The following is a 21,011-nucleotide window of genomic DNA, read 5'->3' as shown; positions in this document are numbered from 1 at the left end:
AGGTGAGTCGGCCCGTTCCATGGGCTCCCGGGCACCGTGCGTAGCACTCGCCCCGGGAAGAAGGCGAAGTGCCCGGGGCGATGCCCGCATCCCGGTCACGAACCGTCACCACCGGCCCGCCCGCCGACGGTGGAACCAGGACGTCCGGGGGGTGCGGAGCCTGGCTCGATTCCGTCGATGAGGCGGTTGACGGAGCAAAGAGTTTTTCTCGGTTCTCCCTCCGGGCACGCCGCCTTGTGCCGTCTATTCGTCAACTGCGCAATATTGCGCCGCGGTTACTCCCGGGTTGCGGAGAGCGGTTTCAGTACGAGCCGCACTTCCAGCTCGTGCTCGCCCGGCACCGTGCCGTGCTCCTCGACCCCGAAGGCCGCCGCGAGTTCCTCCTTGACCTGGTGCACCGGATCGGCGGCGCCGAACAGGTCGGCGGTCACCGGGCCGCCCAGGGCCACCGGCGACGGCTCCTGACCGGCCCGCCGGGCCCGGGTGTCGACCACCGTGCACCAGATGACCGGCTTCCCCCGGTCCTTCGGCGGGCCCGGCGGCGCCGCCTCCCGGACCGGGGCGGAAGGACCGGCGGGGAACGCGGCGTCGAGAGCGGCGATGACCGCGTCCGCGGCCCGCTCGTCGCACCCGGTCAGATGGACGCTGACGTGATCCGCACTTTCGGGGGCGCTGGTCACCCGGGACTCCTTTGCCGTCGTCGGCCGCTGCTGCCGCGCCGCTGTTCGGCTCGACCGTAAGGGAGGCCCGCACGGGCGGCACCCGGGGCGCGGCCGTCCGGGGCAGGGTGCCGCACCGGAGGCCCGGGCACCCGGTGACCTGGGGCGCATGCCCCGAGTGGCCTAGCGGAGCCCCGTCCGGCCCTGCCGGGAAGCGCCCGCATCCCCGATCCTGGGGACAGGGCGCCGCGTCGCCCGTGAGAGGGAGCGCTCCCGTGATCACTCGCATCCGCCTGCCGCACCGGCACCTGGCCCCGCCGGGCCGTCCCACTCCACCGCCCGAGCCGCCCCGCCGGCCGGCCCCGCCGCCCGCCACCCCCTGGGGGCGGTGGATCCTGGCGTTCGTCCTGCTGATGTTCGTGGTCGTCCTGCTCATCGCCCGCGGCCTGCCCGGGGAGAAGAGCAAGCAGGTCTCGTACACCGACTTCGTCGCCAAGGTGAACGCCGGGCAGGTGCAGAGCGTCGACGTCGGCTCCAACGGGAGCGTCGACGGCAAGCTCAAGGACGGCACCCGGTTCACCAGCCAGCTCCCCACCGCCCTGGGGACCGGCCAGCTCCAGCAGCAACTCCAGTCCCACGACGTCCAGATCACCGCCACGACCAGCGGCGGCGGCAGCCCCTGGCTCTCCGTCCTGCTGGCCTTCCTGCCCCTGCTGCTCCTCGGGGGCTTCTTCCTGTGGGGCGCCCGTCGCGCCGCCGGCTCGCTGACCGGAGGCATCAGCGCCATCGGCCGCTCCCGAGCGAAGATCATCGAGGCCGAGCGGCCGACCACGGGCTTCGCCGACGTCGCCGGCTACGACGGCGTCAAACAGGAGATCGGCGAGGTCGTCGACTTCCTGCGCAGCCCCGAGCGGTACGCACGGGCCGGGGCCAAGGGGCCGCGCGGCGTGATCATGGTGGGGCCGCCCGGCACCGGCAAGACCCTCCTCGCCCGGGCCGTCGCCGGGGAGGCCGACGTGCCCTTCCTCTCGGTGACCGGCTCCGCCTTCGTCGAGATGTTCGTCGGCGTCGGCGCCTCCCGGGTGCGCGACCTCTTCGACGAGGCCCGCAAGCGCGCCCCCTCGATCGTCTTCATCGACGAGATCGACGCCGTCGGCGGGCGGCGCGGCGGCGGCACCCGCCTCGGCGGCAACGACGAGCGCGAACAGACCCTCAACCAACTCCTCGCCGAAATGGACGGCTTCGACCCGCACAGCGGGATCGTCGTGCTCGCCGCCACCAACCGGCCCGACGCCCTCGACCCCGCCCTGCTGCGGCCCGGCCGCTTCGACCGGCAGGTCACCGTGCCCCTGCCCAACCAGGCCGAACGGGCCGCCATCCTGGCCGTCCACGCCCGCGGCAAGACCCTCGACCCCGGCGTCGACCTCGGCACCGTCGCCCGCGGCACCCCCGGATTCTCCGGCGCGGACCTCGCCAACCTCGTCAACGAGGCCGCCATCAACGCCGTCCGCGCCGACCGCGCCGTCATCACCGCCCAGGACCTGGACACCGCCCGCGACCGCGTCCTGCTCGGCCGCCGCGAGACCTCCAACGCGCTGCTGCCGGAGGAGCGGCGCTCCGTCGCCGTCCACGAGTCCGGCCACGCGCTCGTCGCCGCGCTGTGCGAGCACGCCGACCCCGTCGCCAAGGTCACCATCCTGCCGGCCGGGGTCTCGCTCGGCGTCACCGAGCAACTCCCCGAGGCGGAGCGCCACTTGTACAGCGAGGCCTATCTGACCGACCTGCTCGCCGTCCGGCTCGGCGGGCGGGCCGCCGAACTCGTCGTCTTCGGCGAGGGGTCCACCGGGGCGGCCAACGACCTGGCCGGGGCGACCATGATCGCCACCCGTATGGTCCGCGAGTTCGGCCTCTCGGCCGCGCTGGGTCCCGTCGGATACGCCTCCACCAGCCCGCAGTTCCTCGGCGAGAGCATGGAGGACCTCCAGCGCCGCCCCTACAGCGAGCAGACGCAGCGGGTCGTGGACGAGGAGGTGGCGCGGCTGCTCGCGCACGCGGAGCAGCGGGCGCTGATGATGCTGCGGGAGCACCGGGGCGCGCTGGACCGGCTGGCGGAGCTGCTGGTGGCGAAGGAAACGGTGGACGGGGCGGTGGTACAGGAGGTGCTGCGGGGGGAGTAGCCGCTCCGGCCCTCGGCCCTCCCGCACTCCTTGCGGAACGCCGCCATGGGCGGGCCGATTGTCCGCCAAGAACTCCATACCTCTTTCCACCCCTGCGAGTGGAAATGCGTGCCGAATGGCGTGGCGCGTTGACCGCCGGGCATTTCCCGTTTGCGGTAACCCATTCCCGAGCCGGAAGCGGCGAGGGCACGGAAAGAGGAACTCCCATGGAACGACCCGACGTTTACGAACCGCCCGCCCTCGCCGAGATCGGCGACTTCACCGAGCTGACCCGGGGAGCTCCGACGGGCGACTGGGCGGAGACGATGGGGTGGTACCAAAACGGCGCCCAGGGCTGACACCCCATGACCGGCGAGGCATGGTTCACCGTCCTCCCGGACGGTGACGCCGGGCTCGCCGCGGCGCGGGCGCTGCGTCCGCTCGCCGCCCGGGTGGTCGGGCACGACTCCGGCCGGCCGTGGCTGCTGGGCAGCTGGCCGGACGGATGGGTGAGGACCGCCCGGGCCGGGACGGCGCGGCTGGCGGTGATCGGGCGCTGCCCGGTCACCGCCGACGCGCTGGCGGCGGGCCTGGGACGGGTCCGCCGCGTCGAGGAGGCCGAGCGGGCCGTGCACGGCCTGGCGGGCAGCTTCCACGTGGTCGCGTCCGTGGGCCACCGGGTCCGCGTCCGGGGCAGCGCCGCGGGGACGCGGCGCGTCTTCCATACGCGGATGGGCGGCGCCACGATCGCGGCCGACCGGTCCGGCACGCTCGCGCGACTGACCGAAGCCGCCGTCGACGAAGGGCAGTTGGCGGTGCACCTGCTGGCCTCGCCGCCGCTCCACCCGCTGGACGACACCTGCGTTTGGCAGGGCGTCCGGGCGCTCCGCGCCCACGACTGCCTGCTGATCGAGGCCGACGGACGGGCCCGCGTCCAGCAGTGGTGGCGGGCCCCCGAGCCGCACGTACCGGCCGCGGAGGGGGCGGCCGCGGTGCGCCGGGCGCTGGAGGCCGCCGTCCGCTCCTGCACCGCCGGCGGCGGGACGATCAGCTCCGACCTCTCCGGCGGCCTGGACTCCACCAGCCTGTGCTTCCTCGCCGCACGCGAACCCGCGCACCTGGTCACCTTCCGCTGGGACAGCCGGGACCCGGACAACGACGACCCCGCCTGGGCCGCCCACGCGGCCCTGCGGCTCCCGGGCGCCGAGCATGTCGTCGTCGGCCGCGCGGACGCGCCGCCCTGGTACGAGGGCGTCACCGACACCGTCGTCCCCACCGAGGAACCCGGCGCCTGGGTCCGTGACGCCGTACGCCTCAAGGCCCTGGCCCGGTCGATGACCGGTCACGGCTCCCGGCTGCACATGATGGGCGTCGGCGGGGACGAACTGTTCACCGCCTTCCCCTCCCACCTGCACGACTATCTCCGCAGCGACCCGCTCGCCGCCCTCGGCCGCCTCCGCAGACAACGCGCCTTCCAGCGCACCCCGTTGTGGCCGGTCATCCGCGGCCTCGCCGACCGCAGCACCTACGACCGGTGGCTGGCCGCCTGGGCCGACGGCCTCGCCGCCGCCCCGCCGCCCGCCCGGCGCGGGCCCGCCGCCTTCTCCACCGACTGGGGCACGCGGCAGCCCATGCCCTCGTGGGCGACCCCGGCCGCCGTCCACGCCGTACGCCGCCGCCTGCGCACCGCCGCCTCCGCCGGCACCCCGCCGCTGGCCCCGCAGCGCGGCCAGCACACGGCCGTTCTCTCCGTCCTCGCCGGAGGGCACGGCATCCGCCAGCTCGCGCACGTCATGGCCCGCCACGGGCTGGAGTACGCCGCCCCCTTCCTCGACGACGGCGTCGTCGAGGCGGCCCTCGCCGTCCGCGTCGCCGAACGCCTCGCCCCCGGCCGCTACAAACCCGTCCTGGCGGCCGCGATGCGCGGCGCCGTGCCCGGCGACGTACTGGCGCGCTCCACCAAGGGCGAGTACAGCGCCGAGTTCCACAACGGCCTGCGCCGCAACCGCGCCGCCCTGCTGGAGCTGTTCGAGGACTCGCGGCTCGCCCGCGCCGGACTGATCGACGCCACCGTTCTCCGGGAGCGGCTGCTCGGCGTCCACCCGGACCCCACCGCGCTGCGCGACCTGGACGCCACCGTCGGCTGCGAGGTCTGGCTCCGTTCCCGCCCGGGACCCGCCCCAGGAGGCCCGTGATGACCTTCGCCCTGCGCCCCGACGTCTCCGCGACCGACACCGACCACGGCATGGTGCTCCTCGACGAATCCACCGGCCGCTACTGGCAGTTGAACGGCACCGGAGCCCTCATCCTCCATACCCTGCTGGACGGTGCCACACCCGGACAGACGGCCCGGCTGCTGGGCGAGCGCCACCCCACCCTCACCGCCGGACGCGCCGCCGCCGACGTGGCGTTCTTCATCCGCTCGCTCACCGAGGCCCGTCTGGCGGTGGACGCGTGAGCACCCCCATGACCCCCGCTGCCCGGCACACCGTGCCGGTGCGCGACCGCCTGCCGGCCCTCCTCGCGGTCGCCGCCGCACGCCCGCTGGCGGCGCTGGCCCCGCGCCGCATCCGCCGGGTCCTGACGGCCGCCCGGCGCGGCGCCCGGCCCGCCACGGCGGAGCAGACCCTGGCCGCCCGCCGCGCGGTGGTCTCGGCGAGCGCCCGGTGCGCCGGGGAGGGATGCCTGCAACGGTCCATCGCCACCGCCCTGTTGTGCCGGATGCGCGGTGTCTGGCCCGAGTGGTGCACGGGCGTCCGCACCGAGCCCTTCCGCGCCCACGCCTGGGTCCAGGCCGAGGGCCGCCCGGTCGGCGAACCGCACCCGGACGGCTACTACCGCCCGTTGATGAGCGTGCCCGCGCCGCCCGGTGCGGGACGGAAGTAGGAGACGGACATCGGAAGCAGGAGACGGACATGGAAGAACGCGAGCCCTACGAGCCCCCTGCACTGCAGGAAGTCGGCGACTTCACCGAGCTGACCCATGGCTGCACCTACGGCTACAACCTGGAGGACGCCGGCTCCGGCCCCTGGTACTGCTACAGCGCCGGCTGAAGTCCCTTACCGGCACCGGATATCCGGACCCCGGAGGGAGAAGAGGAAGGTGACCCATGAGCGGTGAAGCCCGGTCGGCCGAGGCCGGATTGACGGTCCACGAGGAACGGCACGGCTCCGGGCTCACCGCTCCCGGCAGAGGGCGGCGCGACGCCACGGCGCCCGTCGTCCTCGCCCGGGGCCTGCGCAAGACCTACCCCGGAGTGGAGGCCGTCCGCGGCGTCGACCTCACCGTGTCCGCCGGGACGACCTTCGGGTTCCTCGGGCCCAACGGCGCCGGCAAGTCCACCACCATCGCGATGCTCTGCACCCTCGCCCGGCCCACAGGGGGCCGGGCGACCGTCGCCGGTGCCGACGTGAGCACCGACCCCGCCGCCGTACGCCGCCGCATCGGGCTGGTCTTCCAGGACCTCACCGTCGACGGCGACCTGACCGCCGCCGAGAACCTCCGCTTCCACGCCGACCTCTACGGCCTGCCCCGGCGCACCGCACGCCGCCGCGTCGCGGACATGCTCGCCCTCGTCGGCCTCCACGACCGCCGCGACAGCCTCGTCCGCACCTTCTCCGGCGGCATGAAACGCCGGCTGGAGATCGCCCGCGGGCTGCTGCATGCGCCGCAGGTGCTCTTCCTGGACGAGCCCACCCTCGGCCTCGACCCGCGCTCCCGCGCCCAGGTCTGGGACCACCTCCACCACGTCCGCGACCGGCGGTCCGTCACCCTCTTCCTGACCACCCACTACCTGGACGAGGCCGAACACTGTGACCGCATCGCCGTCATCGACGGGGGCCGCATCGTCGCCGAGGGAACCCCCGCCGCCCTCAAGGCCGCCGTCGGCGCCGACCGCATCGCCCTCCGCACCGCCGATGACACCGCCGCGACGGGCGCCCTGCGCGAGCGCTTCGGCCTGCGGGCCCACGCGGACCCCGGAGGACTGCTGCTCCACGTCCCCGACGGGGCGTCGTTCGTGCCCCGCCTGTGCGACGGGCTCGGCGTGCCGGTGCTGTCGGTGGCCATCACCCGGCCCAGCCTGGACGACGTCTTCCTCCGCTGCACCGGCCGCACCCTCCGCGGCGCGGACGGCGGCACGCCATGACGACCGCCGTCCTGCGGGCGGCGCCCAGGGGCGTACGGCACGAGCTGCGCGCCGTCCGGGTGGTCTGGCAGCGCGAGATGATGCACTTCCTGCGCAACCGCGGCCGGCTGGCGCTCACCCTGATGCAGCCCGTCTTCCTCCTGCTCGTCCTCGGCACGGGCCTGTCCGCCCTCGTCCCCGCCTCCGCGGGCGCCGGCGACTACCGCACCTACCTCTTCCCGGGCGTCCTCGTCATGACCGTGCAGATGCCCGCGATCGGCGCGGGCGCGTCCCTCGTGTGGGACCGCGAGGCCGGCTTCCTGCGCGAGATGCTCGTCGCCCCCGTCCGCCGCGACGCCCTGCTCCTCGGCAAGTGCGCGGGCGGCGCGACCGTGGCGACCTGCCAGGGCCTGCTCGTCCTCGCCCTGGCCCGGACCGCCCACGTCCCCTACGACCCGGCCCTGTTCGCCACCCTGGCCGCCGAACTCGCCCTGGCGGCCCTGGCCCTGACCGCGCTCGGCGCCGTCGCCGCCGTCTGCATCACCCGCATGCAGACCTTCCAGGCGGTGCTGGGCTTCGCCATGACGCCCATGCTGTTCCTCTCCGGCGCGATGTTCCCGCTGACCGGTCTGCCGCGCTGGCTGACGGCGCTCTGCCTGGCCGACCCGCTGACCTACGCGGTCGACCCGCTGCGCCGGGCGGTGGCGGCCCACGCGCCCGCGGTCGCGGTCCCGGCCCCCGGCTGGCAGCCGCCCGTCGCGGCGGAGCTCGGCATCACCGCCGCGATCGCCGCGGCGGCCCTCGCCGTGGCCGCGCACCGTTTCGCGCGGCCGCGCTGAACGGTCACGGCGCCGTCGCCCGCCGGTCCTTCCCGGCGCTCCCGGCGAGCCTGCGGTAACCGACGAACGCGAGCACGAGAACGGCCGCGCCGGCCAGACCGGCGAGCGCGGTCAGGCACCGGACCCACCACGAAGCGCTGTTGTCCGGAGCGAGGGCCCAGAGCACGGCCACGGGACTGCCGGCGAGCAGCAGGAGACGCCGGGGATCCCACCCCTTCCGCACCCTGGTGCCGTCGAGGCGGACTGGGAAGAACCAGGGAGCCAGGAACTCCGTCCACGCGAGACCCGACAGCCAGGGGAGGCGCTTCGGCATGACAACCACACTTCATCGGACGGAACGATCGGCACAACCGTAACCGAGCCGACAAAACCGGTCCTTTACAGCTCCCATCCGTACATCGGCGACTGCCGCTCCTCCCGCCCGGCGCCGCGCGCCACCACGTCCCGCTGCGCCGTGCCGATCAGCTTGTCGCCCAGCTCCCGCAGTGCGCGGCCCGCCGCGAACTCGTCGCCGATGAGCCGGACGTCCGTGTCCGCGGGGGAGCGGTGGGCGACGCCCTGGCCGGTGAGGGAGGTGTCCCCGGTGTCCAGGGTCGCCCGGGCCTTGGTGGTCTCGCCGTCCTCGGTGAGGTTCACCCGGATCCGCCACTCCGTCGTGTGTTCCATGGCTGGCTCCTCGGCCGATGTGTCCCCGAGCCCGATTCCATTGTGTCGCCATCGAAAACATCCCGAACATCGGCGGCCTCCGTCCGCACGGAGGGTGATGAACGGTTGCGCACCGTGGCGCGACGGCCCTGGCGAATCACCGGAACCGCTGCCGCGGACGCAGGCCCTCCCTAGGCTGGCCCCATGTCTCCCACCGCCTCGGACCGATCCTGCGCCGAGGAGATCAACGACGCCATCCGGGCGTTCCTCGCCGACCGCGAGGGTCATCCCCTGACCCCCGCGGAGCGGCGCCAGTACGAGATCCTCCGGGACCGGTGGCTGGAAGCCGTGCGCCGGTGCCACGACGGGACGGGGCCGTGAGCGCGCCGTCGCTCCCGGACCTTGCGGGCAGGCCGCTCAACTGCGGAAGTCCGGGGGCCGTTTGTGTCATGCTCGGGAGGTGACGAGCGAGTCTGCGTGGGACGGCGAGTCCGGTGTTGCGCCCGATGTGGTCCAACTGGCCAGGGTCGTCGCCAGGTTGAGGGCGGAGAACGAGCGGCTGGAGCAGCTGGCCTCCACCGCCGCGGTGTTGGAGCGGGCCAAGGGCGTCCTGATGGCCCGGTCCGGCCGCTCGGCACCGGCGGCGTACCAGGAGCTGACGCGGCGCGCGTCCTCCGGCGGCCGCACCCTGCTGGAGGAGTGCCGGAGGGTCCTCGGTGAGCCGGGCGGCCCCGGTCCGGCCCCCTCCCCGGCGCCCGGGGACCTCCCGGAGGCGGTCCCGGCGCACCGCGACGGCTCGGTGTTCGACTCGGCCCGCTACGTCCGGCGGACGGTGCCCCGGCCCGGGAGGCCCCACACGACCGCCGCGACGGTCCTCCGCGAGCTCGGCGAGGGGCTCGTCGGTGTCGCCGACGCGCAGGAGCTGGCCGGCCGCCTGCTCGACCACCTCGCGGGACCGCCCGCGGAGGCCGACGCCGTGATGATCCTCGTGCGCACCGCCGACGGCGCACTGGAGCTCGGCGGGCACGCCGGCGTCGGCGCCACCCTCGCCGCCCGGTGGCGCCACGTCCCGCCCGTCGCCGGCACCGCCGCCCACGACGTCATCCGTTCGGGTGAAGCGAGCTGGCTGGAGGACCCCGGACGGGACGGACCGCACGGCGGACCGTGGCCCACCCGCGCCTGGCTCCCGGTGGTCACCGGCCATGCCGTCACCGCGGCCCTGGGCGTGCTGCGCACGGTCGACGCCCCCTTCGCCCCCGCCGTGCGCGAGCTGCTGGAGGAGGCGGCCCGGCTGTGCGCCGGAAGCCTGCGGGCGTGCGGCACGCCCCCGGAGCGGGCGGACCGCTCCGCCGAGCGCACGGTACGGCTCGTCCAGCCGGTCCTCGACGCCCTGCCGGGGGCGGCCGTGCTGCTCGCCCCCGTCCGCTCCGCGACGGGAGAGGTCGAGGACTTCCGCATCACCGCCGCCGCCCCGCGCTCCGTCGACGTCGCCGGCCGGCGCGGCGGCCAACTCGTGGGGCTGCGCGTCCTGGAGTGCTACCCGACCGTGGCCGGCACCCCGGCCTGGCAGGGCTATCTGGAGACCCTGCGGACCGGGAGGCCGTACGCGTGCGACCCCTGCCCCTACGAGGAGGTCGCCCCCGGGGTCCGGCGGCTGTCCACCTTCTCGGTGCGCGCCACGAAGCTGGGGGACGGGCTCGTCGTCACCTGGACCTGTCACGACGGCGCGGCCCGGCAGCGGGAACTGCTGGGCGACGTGCAGCGGCTGGGCAACCTCGGCTGGGCGGACTGGAACCTCGTCACGGACACCATCACCTGGTCGCAACAGGTCTATTCCATCCTGGACCGCGATCCGGAACGGGGCCCGCTGACCCTGGAGGAGCTCCCGCGGCACCTGGTGCCCGAGGACCTCCCCGCCTTCGAGCGGGCGATGCGCGGCCTGCTCGGCGCCGGAACCTCCGTGGACCACCCGTTCCGGATCACCACGCGCTCGGGCGTCCGGCACCTGAGGGTCGTCGCCGAGGCGGTCCTGGACGCCCGGGACACGCCCGTCGAGGTGCACGGCTTCGTCCAGGACATCACCGCCCAGCGGCTCGCCGAACTGGCCCTGATGGAGACCCAGCAGGCCGTCCTCGCCCAGCGCACGGTGCTCCGGGCCGAACGGACCGTCGCCGCCCGCCTCCAGCAGGCGCTGCTGCCGCTGCCGGGCCAGTCGCTGAACCTCGCCGACCTGCGCGTGGACGTCGCCTACCTGCCCTCGCACGACGACCTGAACGTCGGCGGCGACTGGTACAGCGCACTGGAACTGCCCGACGGCGGCGTGCTCTTCGCGGTCGGCGACGTCGCCGGACACGGCATCGACGCGGTGGCGGCCATGGCCCAACTGCGCTTCATGGCCAAGGGCATGGTCTTCACCGGCTCGTCGCTGGCCGACGCGTTGCAGCGGCTGAACACCCTGCTGCTGCACACCTCCGACGGGCACCACGCCACCGCCACCATGGTGCTCGGCCGCTACGACCCCGCCGCCCGCCGTCTGACCTGGGCGCAGGCCGGACACCCGCCGCCGCTGCTCGTGCGCCGCGGCAGGGCGGAGTTCCTGACGCCGCCGGACGGCATCCTGCTCGGCGCACAGGCCCGGCCCGTCTACGGCCGGGCCGAGTTCCGGATCGAGCCCGGCGACCATCTGCTCCTGTACACCGACGGGCTGGTCGAGCGGGTCGGGGAGGTCCTCGACGAGGGCCTCGGCCGGCTCGCCGAGTCCGCCCGGCGCGAGTTCGGGGGAGTGCGCCCCGGCTCCCTGGACGCCCTCCTGGCCCGGCTGCTGCCCAGGGAGCAGCGCGACGACATCTGTCTGATGGACGTGCACCTGCCGCGGCGGCCCGTCGTCCCCCCGACGGGTCCGGACGGCGCGGGCGGCGCGGGCGGCCGGAGCGACTGACCGGGAAATCCGCTCTCTTGGCGGTGCGGTCCATGAGGCCCGCGTCAACTGGACAAGGGTGACGGGCCCGTTGTGCGTGCCCTGGAGCGTTGCCATGGCGAACGGGTCGGCCAGACGGTAGACCGGTGTCGTCATCGCAGGCAACGGTCACCGCCAGGAGGTCCGGTGAACCATCGACGTGTGCTGCTGCGCAGTGCTCTGGCCGCGGTCCTCTGCGCGGCCGTCCTGCCCGCCTGGGGGGCGCCGGAGCGGGCCCGGCGGGAGGGGGACGCGGCGGAGGCGGCCACGGCCGCGTACATGGAGGAGGTGCGCGGCCGCCCGCGGGCGCTGCGGGCGTTCCTCCGGGCGTTCCCGAAGGGGGCCGACCTGCACAACCACCTGGGCGGCGCGGCCCCCACGGAGCTGATGGTGGAGCTGGCCGCCCGCGACGGCCTGTGCGTCGAGCGGGGCTCGCTGCGGGCGGTGGCGCCGCCCTGCGGCGCGGGCGGCAGGCCGGCCGCGGACGCCCGGCGCGACGCGGCGTTCCACCGGCGTCTCGTACGGGCCTGGTCCATGCAGGACTTCGTGCCGGGGCGGGAGACGGGGCACGACCATTTCTTCGCCACCTTCGAGAAGTTCGAGGAGGTGGAGACCGGCCACATGGGCCGGCTGCTGGGCGAGATCGCCGACCGGGCCGCGGAGCAGCGGCAGTTCTATCTGGAGACCATGGTCAGCCATCCCACCGCGGGGGTGGCCGCGCTCGCCGCCCGGGCCGGGTACGACCGGGACCTGAACCGGCTGCGGCGCAGGCTGCTGGCCGGCGACGGGCTGGGCCGGCTCGTCGGGCGGGCCCGCGCCGCGACCGACCGGGCGATGGCGGAGTTCCGCGCCGCCTCCCGCTGCGACACGCCGCGGCCGCACGCGGGCTGCGGGCTGCCGGTCCGCCTCATCACCCAGGTGGACCGCGCCGCCGCCCCGGAGCAGGTCTTCACCGAGCTGCTGCTGGGCTTCGAACTCGCCCACCGGGACCCGCGGTTCGTCGCGGTGAACCTGGTGACCCCGGAGGACGGAGCGGTGGCCCTGCGGGACTACGGATTGCACATGCGCATGCTCGACCGGCTGCACGGCTGGTATCCGGAGGTCCATATCACGCTGCACGCGGGGGAGTTGGTCCCGGGGCTGGTCGGGCCGGAGGACCTGCGCTCGCACATCCGGCAGGCCGTGCGCACCGGGCACGCCGAGCGGATCGGGCACGGCGTGGACGTGCTGTGGGAGGACGACCGGTCCGCCCTGCTGGCCGCGATGGCCGCGCGGCACGTCCTGGTGGAGACGCCGCTGACGAGCAACTCCCAGATCCTGGGCGTCTCCGGCCGCCGCCACCCCTTCGGCCTCTACCGCCGCCACCGGGTGCCCGTCGCCCTGGCCACCGACGACGGCGGTGTCGAACGCTCGGACATCACCGCCGAGTACCAGCGCGCGGCGACCTCCCACCGCCTCGGCTACCGGGCCCTGAAGAACCTGGCGCGCACCTCGCTCGAGTACGGCTTCCTGCCCGGCCGGAGCCTGTGGCGCGGCCGCGACGGCTTCGCCGCGGTCCCCGAGTGCGCCGGTGAACGCCCGGGCGCCCCCCGCCCGGGGGCCGGGTGCGCGGCCGTCCTGGCCAGGAGCCCGAAGGCGGCGGTCGAGTGGAAACAGGAGGGCGCCTTCCGGGAGTTCGAGGAGCAGGTGGCCGGGCACGGCGGGGCCGCGGAGGGGCCGTGACCCGTTGCCGGGTGCCCGGTCCGCAGGGCACCCTGGGGGACCTATGGAGACAGGTACGCTGACCGTTCCCGGTGCGGAGATCCACTACGAGGTGCGCGGGGCGGGCCCGCCCCTCCTGCTGATCAACGGCGGGGACGGCGACGCCGCCCTGTTCGGGCCGCTGGCCCGGCTGCTGGCCGAGCACCACACCGTCATCACCTTCGACCCGCGCGGCAACTCCCGCAGCCCCCTCACCGGCCCGCCCGCGACCCAGTGGATCGAGGACCGCGGCGACGACGCCCGCCTGCTGCTGGACGCCGTCGCCGGCGGGGAGCCGGCGTATGTCTTCGGCACCAGCTACGGCGCCATGACCGGCATGGACCTCCTCGCCCGCCACCCCGGCCGGGTGCGGGCGCTGGTCGCCCACGAACCGTTCGTGATCGAGCTGCTGCCCGACGCGGACCGCTGGCACGCCCTGTTCGAGGAGGTGTACGGGCTCTACCGGCGCGAGGGACTGCGGCCCGCGATGCGGAGGTTCGCCGAGGCCGTCGGCGTGGACGACGCGCCGGAGCCGGACGAGGGGCTGCCCGCGCCGGTGCGGGAGATGCTGGCCCGCGTCCGGGCCAATGGGGAGACCGTCCTGGCGTACGAGCTGCGCTCCTTCAGCCGCTTCCGGCCGGACGCCGGGGCGCTGCGCGGGGGGCCGTTCGTCCTGGTGACCGGCGAGCAGCGGCCGAGGACGCTGCTGCACCGCACGACGGAGGCCCTCGCGGAGCGACTGGGCACCAAGATCGTGGAGTTCCCGGGCGGGCACGTCGGCTATCTGACCCACCCGGCGGACTTCGCCGTCGCCCTGCGCGGGGCGTTCGCGTCCTGACGCACCGTCAGGAGGACGGTGCCGCCAGCCCGTCGAGGAAGGCGTCGACCAGTGCGGTCTGACGCCGCTCCGGATACCGCCCGGGGTCGAACAGGGCGTGGACGACGAGCCCGTGCGCGAAGGCCGCCGCCCCCGCGGCGGTCTCCTCCGGGTCCGTCCCCGGCGGGAGTTCGCCGCGCTCCCGGGCAGTCCGGACGTGCCCGGCGACCTTGTCCCGCCAGCCGGCGAGCCGGGCCGCCTCGTCCGCGCCCAGGCCGTCGTCGGCGAGCGCGGCGTCCCAGGAGCTGACCCAGGCGCGGTTGATGGCGGTCATCTCCCCGGACAGCGGCAGCACGTTCAGCAGGGCCGCGCGCAGGCCGGCCAGGCCCTCGGCCGGCGGGGTGTGCAGGGCGCGGTGCGCGGTGCGCTCCCCGGCGACGGCGAGGGCGTGCGCCACGAGCGCCTTCTTGCTGGGGAAGTAGTGGCTCACCAGGCCCGTCGAGGAGCCCAGTTCGGCGGCGACGGCGCGGATCGTCAGGCCGTCGAAGCCGCGCTCCGCGAGCACCCGCCACACCGCGTCGGACACGTCCCGTCGCCTCGCGTCGTGATCACCGCGTGCAGGCATCTGCGCTTCCCTTCTCCGTGGGCAGGCCCTAGGGTGACCAGAGTACGTAACAAACGTTTGGAACGCATCCCGGCGCCGGGCCCGCGCCCCCGCGTTCCGCCCGTTCCACGACCGCATCGGAGGACCCGTGCTCAGCTCGCCCCTCGCCCCCGGCGCCGACCTGTGCCCCCTGGAGCCCTGGCAGGCCGAGGAGTTCGCCGCCTGCCTCGCCGCCCACCGCGAGCACCTCGCCCCCTGGCTGCCGTGGGCCACCACCATCACCGACGCCGAGAAGGCCCGCGCCTACCTCCAGCGGTACGCCGACGCCCAGCGCGCCGACACCGGGCGGTTCTTCGCCATACGCCTCGACGGGGCCCTCGTCGGCGGCACGCTGTTCCGCGTCTTCGACACCCACTCCGGCGTCTGCGAACTGGGCGTGTGGCTCAGCCCCGACGCCCAGGGCCGGGGGCTGGTCACCGCCGCCGCCCGGAAGATGATCGACTGGGCCTTCGGGGCGCGCGGCATGTCCCGCGTCGAGTGGCGGGCCTCGGTGGACAACCACCGCAGCGCCGCGGTGGCCGAGCGCCTGGGCATGACCCACGAGGGCGTGCTCCGCCGGTCGTTCGTGGTGAACGGGGTCCGGCAGGACATGGCCGTGTGGTCCCTGCTCGCCGACGAGTGGGACGGGCGCGGGGAGAAGGCCGCCTGACCGTTACCGGTCCGCCGCCCAGTCCACCGTCAGCCGCCCTCCGTCCCCCTCCGTGACCGTCGTGCCCAGCGCCGCGCCGGCGCGGGTGAAGCGGTCGCGGATCCAGCGGCACGCGCCCTCGCCCGCCGTCTCCGTGTGGCAGTGGTCCAGATAGAGCGGGACGGCCTCCAGCCGGACGGGGCGTGCGCCCTCGAAGGCGACGAGGAAGAGCAGGCCCAGGTCGTTGCGCAGGACCGGGTCCACCGCGTAGTCGTCGACGAAGTCGCCCATGTCGTAGAGGGTGCGGTGCCCGGCCCCGTGGAAGACGTGCGCCGAGTGGCCCGCGACCAGCGAGGCCCCGGCGGCGTGCAGGGCGGTGGCGGCCTCGCGGACGTAGGAGGGCGGCCGGGTGGTCATGTTGGGGCCCCAGTGCGGGGTGACGAGCACCGCGTCCGCCTCGCGCGCCGCCTCCACGACGGCTCGGCGCAGCCAGGCGGGCAGCCCGTGCCGCAGGTCGGCGAGGGCGACGCCCGGCCGGCCGGGGCCCGCCGCGAAGTCCTCGGGATGGTCGGTGGCGCCCACCACCGCCAGGCGCAGGCCGGGGACCTCCAGTACGGCCGGGGCGCGGGCCCGCCCCTCGTCACGTCCCGCGCCGACCACCGCGATCCCGGCCCCGGCCAGCAGCTCCAGCGAGTCGGCGAGTGCGTCGTACCCGTAGTCGAGGGCGTGGTTGTTGGCCAGGGTCACACAGTCCACGCCCAGCTCCGCCAGGACACGGGCGGCCTCCGGCGGCGCCCGGAAGAAGAACGGCTTGCCGGGGGCGGGCCAGGGTTCGCCGCGGTCCGAGACGCAGCACTCCAGGTTGAGGACGACCAGGTCGGCCGCCGCGAGCGTCTCCCGCAGCCCCGGGCACAGCAGCGTCCCGGGCTCCGGCGCCGCCGCCAGCCGCTCGGCGACGCCGCGGCCCAGCATGGTGTCCCCGGCCAGGGCCACGGTCACGGTCACTGCCGCACCTCCCGCCTCCCTCCAGTCTCCGGCGCCCCCACGGCCCCGGGCAAGGTCAGCGGCGGAGCACCTTGCGCGCCAGGAAGTTGCCCAGCAACTGGGCGATCTGGACCAGGACGATCAGGACGGCCACCGACACGGCCATCACCGAGGTGTCGAAGCGCAGATACCCGTACGTCATGGCGAGGTTGCCCACGCCCCCGCCGCCCACCGTCCCGGCGACCGCCGAGAAGTCGATGAGCGCGACGAGCACGAAGGTGAAGCCGAGCACCAGCGGCCCCAGGGCCTCGGGGATCAGCACGGTCACCACGATGCGCAGCGGTCCCGTGCCCATCGACCGCGCGGCCTCGATCACCCCGGGCTCCACGGTCAGCAGATTCGTCTCGACGATCCGGGCGACGCCGAAGGTGGCGACGACGACCATCGGGAAGACCGCCGCGTCGGTGCCGATCATCGTGCCGACCACGCTGCGGGTGACGGGGGAGAGGGCGACGATGGCGATGATGAACGGGACCGGGCGGATGATGTTGATCAGCGTGTTGAGCACGGCGTGGACCGCGCGGTTGGGCAGGACGCCGCCCTTGCGGGTGGCGTAGAGCGCCAGGCCCACGCCGGTGCCGAGGACGGCGGACAGGGCCAGGGTCATCAGCACCATGTAGACCGTCTCGCCGGTGGCGTCGACGACCTTGGGCCAGAAGGTGTGCCAGTCGGCGTGCATCACACACCCGCCTTCTCGGGGACGGCCAGTTCGGCGAGGAAGGCGTCGATGTCGGCCCCGTCGCCGTGCAGTTCGAGGGTGACGCTGCCCAGCGGGGCGTCGCGCACCTCGCCGACGCCCGCGTGCGCGACGGTGAAGTCCACGCCGTGCGCGCGCAGCAGCCGCGACAGCCGGTCCGGCTCCGCCGTGTCCCGGGCCACCGGCACGGTCACCAGCCGCCCCGGATGCCGGGCGCGCAGCCGCTCCCACGCGGCCTCCCCGGGCACGTCCTGGAGGGCGGAGCGGACGAAGACCTCGGTGACCGGGTGCCGCGGGCGGGAGAAGACGTCGTAGACGTCGCCGCTCTCGACGACCCGGCCCCCGGACATGACCGCCACCTCGTCGCACAGCGACCGGACCACGTCCATCTCGTGCGTGACGAGGACGATGGTGATGCCCAGTTCGGAGTTGACGCGCCGGAGCAGGTCGAGGACCTCGCCGGTGGTGTGCGGGTCGAGGGCGGAGGTCGCCTCGTCGCACAGCAGCACGCCCGGGGAGGTGGCCAGCGCGCGGGCGATGCCGACCCGCTGGCGCTGGCCGCCGGAGAGCTGCTCGGGGTAGCGGCGCGCCTGGTCCTCCAGGCCGACGAAGCGCAGGACTTCGGCGGCGCGGGCGCGGGCCTGCGCGCGGGGCGTGCCCGCCAGTTTCAGCGGATAGGCGACGTTGCCGAGGACGGTGCGCGAGCGGAACAGGTTGAACTGCTGGAAGATCATGCCGATGGAGCGGCGGACGTCCCGCAACTGCCGCCCGCTCAGGGCCCCGAGGTCCTGTCCGTCCACGAGCACCTGCCCCGAGGTGGGCACTTCGAGGTGGTTGACCAGGCGCAGCAGGGTGCTCTTGCCCGCTCCGCTGTGTCCGACGACGCCCAGCACACGGCCCTCGGCCACGGTCAGGGAGACGTCCTCCACGGCGGTGAAGGGCTTCTTCCGTGCGCCCCTGCCCGTCCCGGGATAGGTCTTGCCGACGTTGCGCAGTTCGATCACGGCGGTCAGCCTTCCTGCTCGCCGAGCCGGTCGAGCTCCTTCTGGAGTTCGGCCCGCGGGAGGTCGACGACGTAACGGGCGCCGCCGGAGGACTTCTTGACGGCCTCCTGCACCTTGGCCGACCGGTAGATCTCGACGACCTTCCGGAGCCTCTCGTCGTCCCGGTCACCGGCCCGGGCCGCGATGACGTTGACGTAGGGGCGGGTGGCGGCGCTGCGCGGGTCGTCGCGGAAGATCGCCTGGCCGATGTCGTAGCCGGCCTGCTTGGCGACGCCGTCGTTGATGACGGAGGCCGCGGTGTCCTTGAGGGTGCGGGGCGTCTGCTGGGCGTCGACCGGGGTGATCTTGATGTGCCTGGGGTTGTCGGTGATGTCGTCGGGGGTGCCGTAGATGCCGGCCTTCTCCTTGACGCGGATCAGCTCGGCCTCCTGCAGCACCAGCAGCGCCCGCCCCTGGTTGGAGGGGTCGTTGGGGATGGCGATGCGCGCGCCGTCGGGGAGGTCCGCCAGGGACTTGTGCTTGAGCGAGTACAGGCCCATCGGGGCGACGGAGGTGGAGGCGATCGGGACGATGTCGGTGTGGTTGGCCTGGTTGAACTTGCTGAGGAACGCCAGGTGCTGGAAGGCGTTCAGCTCGATGTCCCCGTCGGCGAGGGCCTTGTTGGGCAGCTGGTAGTCGTCGAAGGTCACCGTCTTCACGTCGATGCCCTGCTTCTTCGCCTCCTCGGCCAGGACGTCCCACTCGGGGTCGGCGCCGCTGACCCCGATGCGCACCGCCCCGTCCGCGTCGGAGCCGGACGGGCCGCAGGCCGACAGCAGGACGGCGAGGGCGGCGGCCACGGACGTCGCCGCGGCGCGGCGCAGGGTGAGTTTCATCGGGGGCTCATTCCGGGTCGTACGGGATCGGGTACGGGCCGCGAAGGCCGCGGCGGTCCGGTGATCGTATGGTCGAAAACCCGGACTCCCTGGCAATGAAAGGAACGGTTCACTGCTCCGCAATAAAACAAAGGCCCTCTTTGTGCGGCGGCAACATTCCGCCGATGGAGGTACAACGGAGGGAGCGATAACTCCCGTGACGGGAGGGAGGGCCGATGACCTACGACAGCGGCCCGCGGCACCGCGACTACCTGCCCATCGAGGACCACGGGATCATCGGCGACCTGCACACGGTCGCCCTCGTCGGCGCCGACGGCACCATCGACTGGTGCTGCCTGCCCCGCTTCGACGCCCCCGCCGTCTTCGGCGCCCTGCTCGACGCCCGCCTCGGCGGCCACTTCCGCGTCACCGCCCGCGACGCCGAGCGCACCCGGCAGATGTACATGCCCGACTCCAACGTGCTCCTGACCCGCTTCCTGGGCCAAAGTTCCGTCGCCGAGCTCTACGACTTCATGGTCCCCGACCACCCCTCCTTCCCCGAGCGGGGCGTCCGGCAGATCGTCCGCCAGGTGCGGGTGCCGCGCGGCCGCGCCGTCCTGGAGGTGTGCTGCCGCCCGGCCTTCGACTACGCCCGCGCCCCGCACTCCGTGACCGTCACCGACCACGGAGCCGTCTTCGCCGCCCCCGGCGGCGCCCTGGTCCTGCGTTCCTCCGTCCCCCTGGAGCCCGCCGGCGACGGCCTGGAGGTCCGTGCCACCGTCACCCTGGACCCCGGCAGCACCCTGGAACTCGCCGCCCAATGGACCGACGTCCCCGCCCCGCCCGCCCCCATCGACGCGCACGAGGCGGCCGTCCTGCTCGACAGCACCCTGGCCTACTGGGACGGCTGGGTGCGCAAGTCCCAGTACCGCGGCCGCTACCGCGAAGGCGTCGAACGCTCCGCGCTCGCCCTCAAACTCCTCGTCCACCAGCCCACCGGCGCCCTCGTCGCCGCCCCCACCACCTCCCTGCCCGAATCCCCGGGCGGGGGCCGCAACTGGGACTACCGCTACACCTGGATCCGCGACGCCGCGTTCACCCTCTACGCCCTGATGCGCCTGGGCTTCACCGAGGAGGCCGCCGCCTTCATCGACTGGCTCCACCAGCGCTGTGTCGAGGCCCCGCCCGGTACCGGACTGCACGTCCTCTACGGCATCGACGGCCGCGCCGACCTCCCCGAGACCGTCCTCGGCCACCTCAGCGGCTACCGCGGCGCCAAGCCCGTACGCATCGGCAACGCCGCCGCCCGCCAGACCCAACTCGACATCCACGGCGAGCTGATGGACTCCGTCTACCTCTACGACAAGCACGGGGAGCCCATCTCCTACGAACTGTGGGAGGCGCTGGCCCGCCAGCTCGAGTGGCTGGAGAAGCACTGGGAGGAGCCGGACGACGGCATCTGGGAGACCCGCGGCGGCCCCCAACGCTTCACCTACTCCGCCCTGATGACCTGGGTCGCCTTCGAACGGGCCCTGCGCATCTCCCGCCACCGCGGCATGCCCGCCCCGGTCGAGCGATGGCGCGACAGCGCCGCCGAGGCGTACCGCTTCGTCCAGGAACGCTGCTGGTCGCCGGAGGCCGGCGCCTACTGCCAGAGCGCCGACGGCCGGACCCTGGACGCCTCGCTGCTGGTCATGCCGCTGGTGAAGTTCTCCGGCCCGCGCGACCCGCGCTTCCTGTCCACCGTGCGCCGCATCGAGGACCAACTGGTCAGCGACAGCCTCGTCCGCCGCTACCGCACCGAGGGCGGTGCCGACGGCCTGCCCGGCGACGAGGGCACCTTCAACCTCTGCTCCTTCTGGTACGTGGAGGCCCTCGCCCGCGCCGGCCGCGTCGGAGAGGCCCGCTACATCTTCGAGAAGATGCTCACCCACGCCAGCCATCTGGGCCTGTACGCCGAGGAGATCGGCCCCGCCGGCGAGGCCCTCGGCAACTTCCCCCAGGCCTTCACCCACCTCGCGCTGATCAGCGCCGCCACCAACCTCGACCGCGCCATCACCGCGCACCAGGGCACGGCCTCGGCGCGCCGCTGCGGAGGCTGACGGGCCCGACTGGCGAAAGGGCGAACGAGTGATTCGCCCACCCCGGGGGCAGGCTGTGCGCGGCAACCCGGGAAAGGGGA

22 protein-coding genes are annotated in these 21,011 nt (G+C 74.4%); 14 read left to right on the top strand and 8 right to left on the bottom strand.

Features of this window, described 5'->3' with window-relative positions:
- Positions 1–275: 275 nt before the first annotated feature.
- Entirely contained in the window at positions 276–680 is a 405-nt protein-coding gene (locus tag AB8735_RS02885) for a hypothetical protein (protein WP_344026753.1), read from the bottom strand.
- A 254-nt stretch (positions 681–934) separates the two neighbouring features.
- On the opposite strand from AB8735_RS02885, the gene ftsH reads away from it, so the two are divergent.
- From ftsH to AB8735_RS02845, 8 genes are all read left to right on the top strand, one after another.
- Positions 935–2,836 carry an ATP-dependent zinc metalloprotease FtsH gene (ftsH, locus tag AB8735_RS02880; protein ID WP_344026751.1) on the top strand — a complete coding sequence of 634 codons (1,902 nt, stop codon included), beginning with the start codon at positions 935–937 and terminating at the stop codon, positions 2,834–2,836.
- Between the two features lie 206 nt (positions 2,837–3,042).
- Positions 3,043–3,174, top strand: coding sequence for a lasso RiPP family leader peptide-containing protein (locus AB8735_RS02875; protein WP_372405066.1), 132 nt, complete (start codon positions 3,043–3,045; stop codon positions 3,172–3,174).
- 6 nt (positions 3,175–3,180) lie between these two features.
- Positions 3,181–5,010, top strand: a complete 1,830-nt coding sequence (locus AB8735_RS02870) for an asparagine synthase-related protein (RefSeq protein WP_372405063.1) — start codon at positions 3,181–3,183, stop codon at positions 5,008–5,010.
- On the top strand, positions 5,010–5,273 hold the full coding sequence (locus AB8735_RS02865; RefSeq protein WP_372405061.1) for a lasso peptide biosynthesis PqqD family chaperone: 264 nt from the start codon (positions 5,010–5,012) through the stop codon (positions 5,271–5,273). The genes AB8735_RS02870 and AB8735_RS02865 overlap by 1 nt, the downstream gene beginning before the upstream one ends.
- A gap of 8 nt (positions 5,274–5,281) precedes the next feature.
- Positions 5,282–5,701 (top strand): lasso peptide biosynthesis B2 protein, encoded by a 420-nt coding sequence (locus AB8735_RS02860; RefSeq protein WP_372411762.1) that lies wholly within the window; start codon positions 5,282–5,284, stop codon positions 5,699–5,701.
- Between the two features lie 29 nt (positions 5,702–5,730).
- A complete protein-coding gene (locus AB8735_RS02855) occupies positions 5,731–5,868 on the top strand; it encodes a lasso RiPP family leader peptide-containing protein (protein WP_372405059.1) in 138 nt (45 codons plus the stop codon).
- Positions 5,869–5,924: 56 nt separating this feature from the next.
- Positions 5,925–6,962 carry an ATP-binding cassette domain-containing protein gene (locus AB8735_RS02850; RefSeq protein WP_372405056.1) on the top strand — a complete coding sequence of 346 codons (1,038 nt, stop codon included), beginning with the start codon at positions 5,925–5,927 and terminating at the stop codon, positions 6,960–6,962.
- The gene (locus AB8735_RS02845) at positions 6,959–7,780 is read left to right on the top strand and encodes an ABC transporter permease (RefSeq protein ID WP_344026737.1); all 822 of its coding nucleotides are present in this window, start codon (positions 6,959–6,961) and stop codon (positions 7,778–7,780) included. The genes AB8735_RS02850 and AB8735_RS02845 overlap by 4 nt, the downstream gene beginning before the upstream one ends.
- Positions 7,781–7,784: 4 nt before the next feature.
- Here AB8735_RS02845 and AB8735_RS02840 read toward each other — a convergent pair whose 3' ends face one another.
- Both AB8735_RS02840 and AB8735_RS02835 read right to left on the bottom strand, forming a co-directional pair.
- A complete protein-coding gene (locus tag AB8735_RS02840; protein WP_372405053.1) occupies positions 7,785–8,093 on the bottom strand; it encodes a hypothetical protein in 309 nt (102 codons plus the stop codon).
- 65 nt (positions 8,094–8,158) lie between these two features.
- The gene (locus tag AB8735_RS02835) at positions 8,159–8,446 is read right to left on the bottom strand and encodes a dsRBD fold-containing protein (protein ID WP_344026733.1); all 288 of its coding nucleotides are present in this window, start codon (positions 8,444–8,446) and stop codon (positions 8,159–8,161) included.
- A gap of 183 nt (positions 8,447–8,629) precedes the next feature.
- Between AB8735_RS02835 and AB8735_RS02830 the strand changes: the two genes are divergently transcribed.
- From AB8735_RS02830 to AB8735_RS02815, 4 genes are all read left to right on the top strand, one after another.
- Entirely contained in the window at positions 8,630–8,806 is a 177-nt protein-coding gene (locus AB8735_RS02830) for a hypothetical protein (protein ID WP_344026731.1), read from the top strand.
- A 79-nt stretch (positions 8,807–8,885) separates the two neighbouring features.
- Positions 8,886–11,363, top strand: a complete 2,478-nt coding sequence (locus tag AB8735_RS02825) for a SpoIIE family protein phosphatase (protein ID WP_372405050.1) — start codon at positions 8,886–8,888, stop codon at positions 11,361–11,363.
- Between the two features lie 165 nt (positions 11,364–11,528).
- Positions 11,529–13,103: an adenosine deaminase gene (locus AB8735_RS02820; protein ID WP_372405047.1), complete on the top strand. Its 1,575-nt coding sequence runs from the start codon at positions 11,529–11,531 to the stop codon at positions 13,101–13,103.
- 43 nt (positions 13,104–13,146) lie between these two features.
- Positions 13,147–13,959 carry an alpha/beta fold hydrolase gene (locus AB8735_RS02815; protein ID WP_372405045.1) on the top strand — a complete coding sequence of 271 codons (813 nt, stop codon included), beginning with the start codon at positions 13,147–13,149 and terminating at the stop codon, positions 13,957–13,959.
- A gap of 7 nt (positions 13,960–13,966) precedes the next feature.
- Here the strand turns inward: AB8735_RS02815 and AB8735_RS02810 are convergent, their stop codons facing one another.
- Complete coding sequence (locus AB8735_RS02810) at positions 13,967–14,563, bottom strand: TetR/AcrR family transcriptional regulator (protein WP_372405042.1); 597 nt, start codon at positions 14,561–14,563, stop codon at positions 13,967–13,969.
- Between the two features lie 127 nt (positions 14,564–14,690).
- Here AB8735_RS02810 and AB8735_RS02805 point away from each other — a divergent pair, with 127 nt between their 5' ends.
- The gene (locus tag AB8735_RS02805) at positions 14,691–15,251 is read left to right on the top strand and encodes a GNAT family N-acetyltransferase (protein WP_372405039.1); all 561 of its coding nucleotides are present in this window, start codon (positions 14,691–14,693) and stop codon (positions 15,249–15,251) included.
- A gap of 3 nt (positions 15,252–15,254) precedes the next feature.
- Here the strand turns inward: AB8735_RS02805 and AB8735_RS02800 are convergent, their stop codons facing one another.
- Genes AB8735_RS02800 through AB8735_RS02785 form a run of 4 tightly spaced genes read right to left on the bottom strand, consistent with a single transcriptional unit; the run spans position 15,255 to position 18,850 of the window.
- Positions 15,255–16,235 carry a CapA family protein gene (locus tag AB8735_RS02800; protein ID WP_372405037.1) on the bottom strand — a complete coding sequence of 327 codons (981 nt, stop codon included), beginning with the start codon at positions 16,233–16,235 and terminating at the stop codon, positions 15,255–15,257.
- 55 nt (positions 16,236–16,290) lie between these two features.
- Positions 16,291–16,953: a methionine ABC transporter permease gene (locus AB8735_RS02795; RefSeq protein ID WP_344027333.1), complete on the bottom strand. Its 663-nt coding sequence runs from the start codon at positions 16,951–16,953 to the stop codon at positions 16,291–16,293.
- Complete coding sequence (locus AB8735_RS02790) at positions 16,953–17,975, bottom strand: ATP-binding cassette domain-containing protein (RefSeq protein ID WP_344026716.1); 1,023 nt, start codon at positions 17,973–17,975, stop codon at positions 16,953–16,955. Before AB8735_RS02790 ends, AB8735_RS02795 begins: the two co-directional genes overlap by 1 nt.
- A gap of 5 nt (positions 17,976–17,980) precedes the next feature.
- Positions 17,981–18,850, bottom strand: a complete 870-nt coding sequence (locus AB8735_RS02785) for a MetQ/NlpA family ABC transporter substrate-binding protein (protein WP_372405035.1) — start codon at positions 18,848–18,850, stop codon at positions 17,981–17,983.
- Positions 18,851–19,065: 215 nt separating this feature from the next.
- Here AB8735_RS02785 and AB8735_RS02780 point away from each other — a divergent pair, with 215 nt between their 5' ends.
- Positions 19,066–20,931 (top strand): glycoside hydrolase family 15 protein, encoded by a 1,866-nt coding sequence (locus AB8735_RS02780; RefSeq protein WP_372405033.1) that lies wholly within the window; start codon positions 19,066–19,068, stop codon positions 20,929–20,931.
- The last annotated feature ends 80 nt before the right edge of the window (positions 20,932–21,011 follow it).

Source organism: Streptomyces luteireticuli (assembly GCF_041519305.1).
Taxonomy (GTDB): domain Bacteria; phylum Actinomycetota; class Actinomycetes; order Streptomycetales; family Streptomycetaceae; genus Streptomyces; species Streptomyces luteireticuli.
This window is presented reverse-complemented; position numbering and strand designations above follow the sequence as displayed.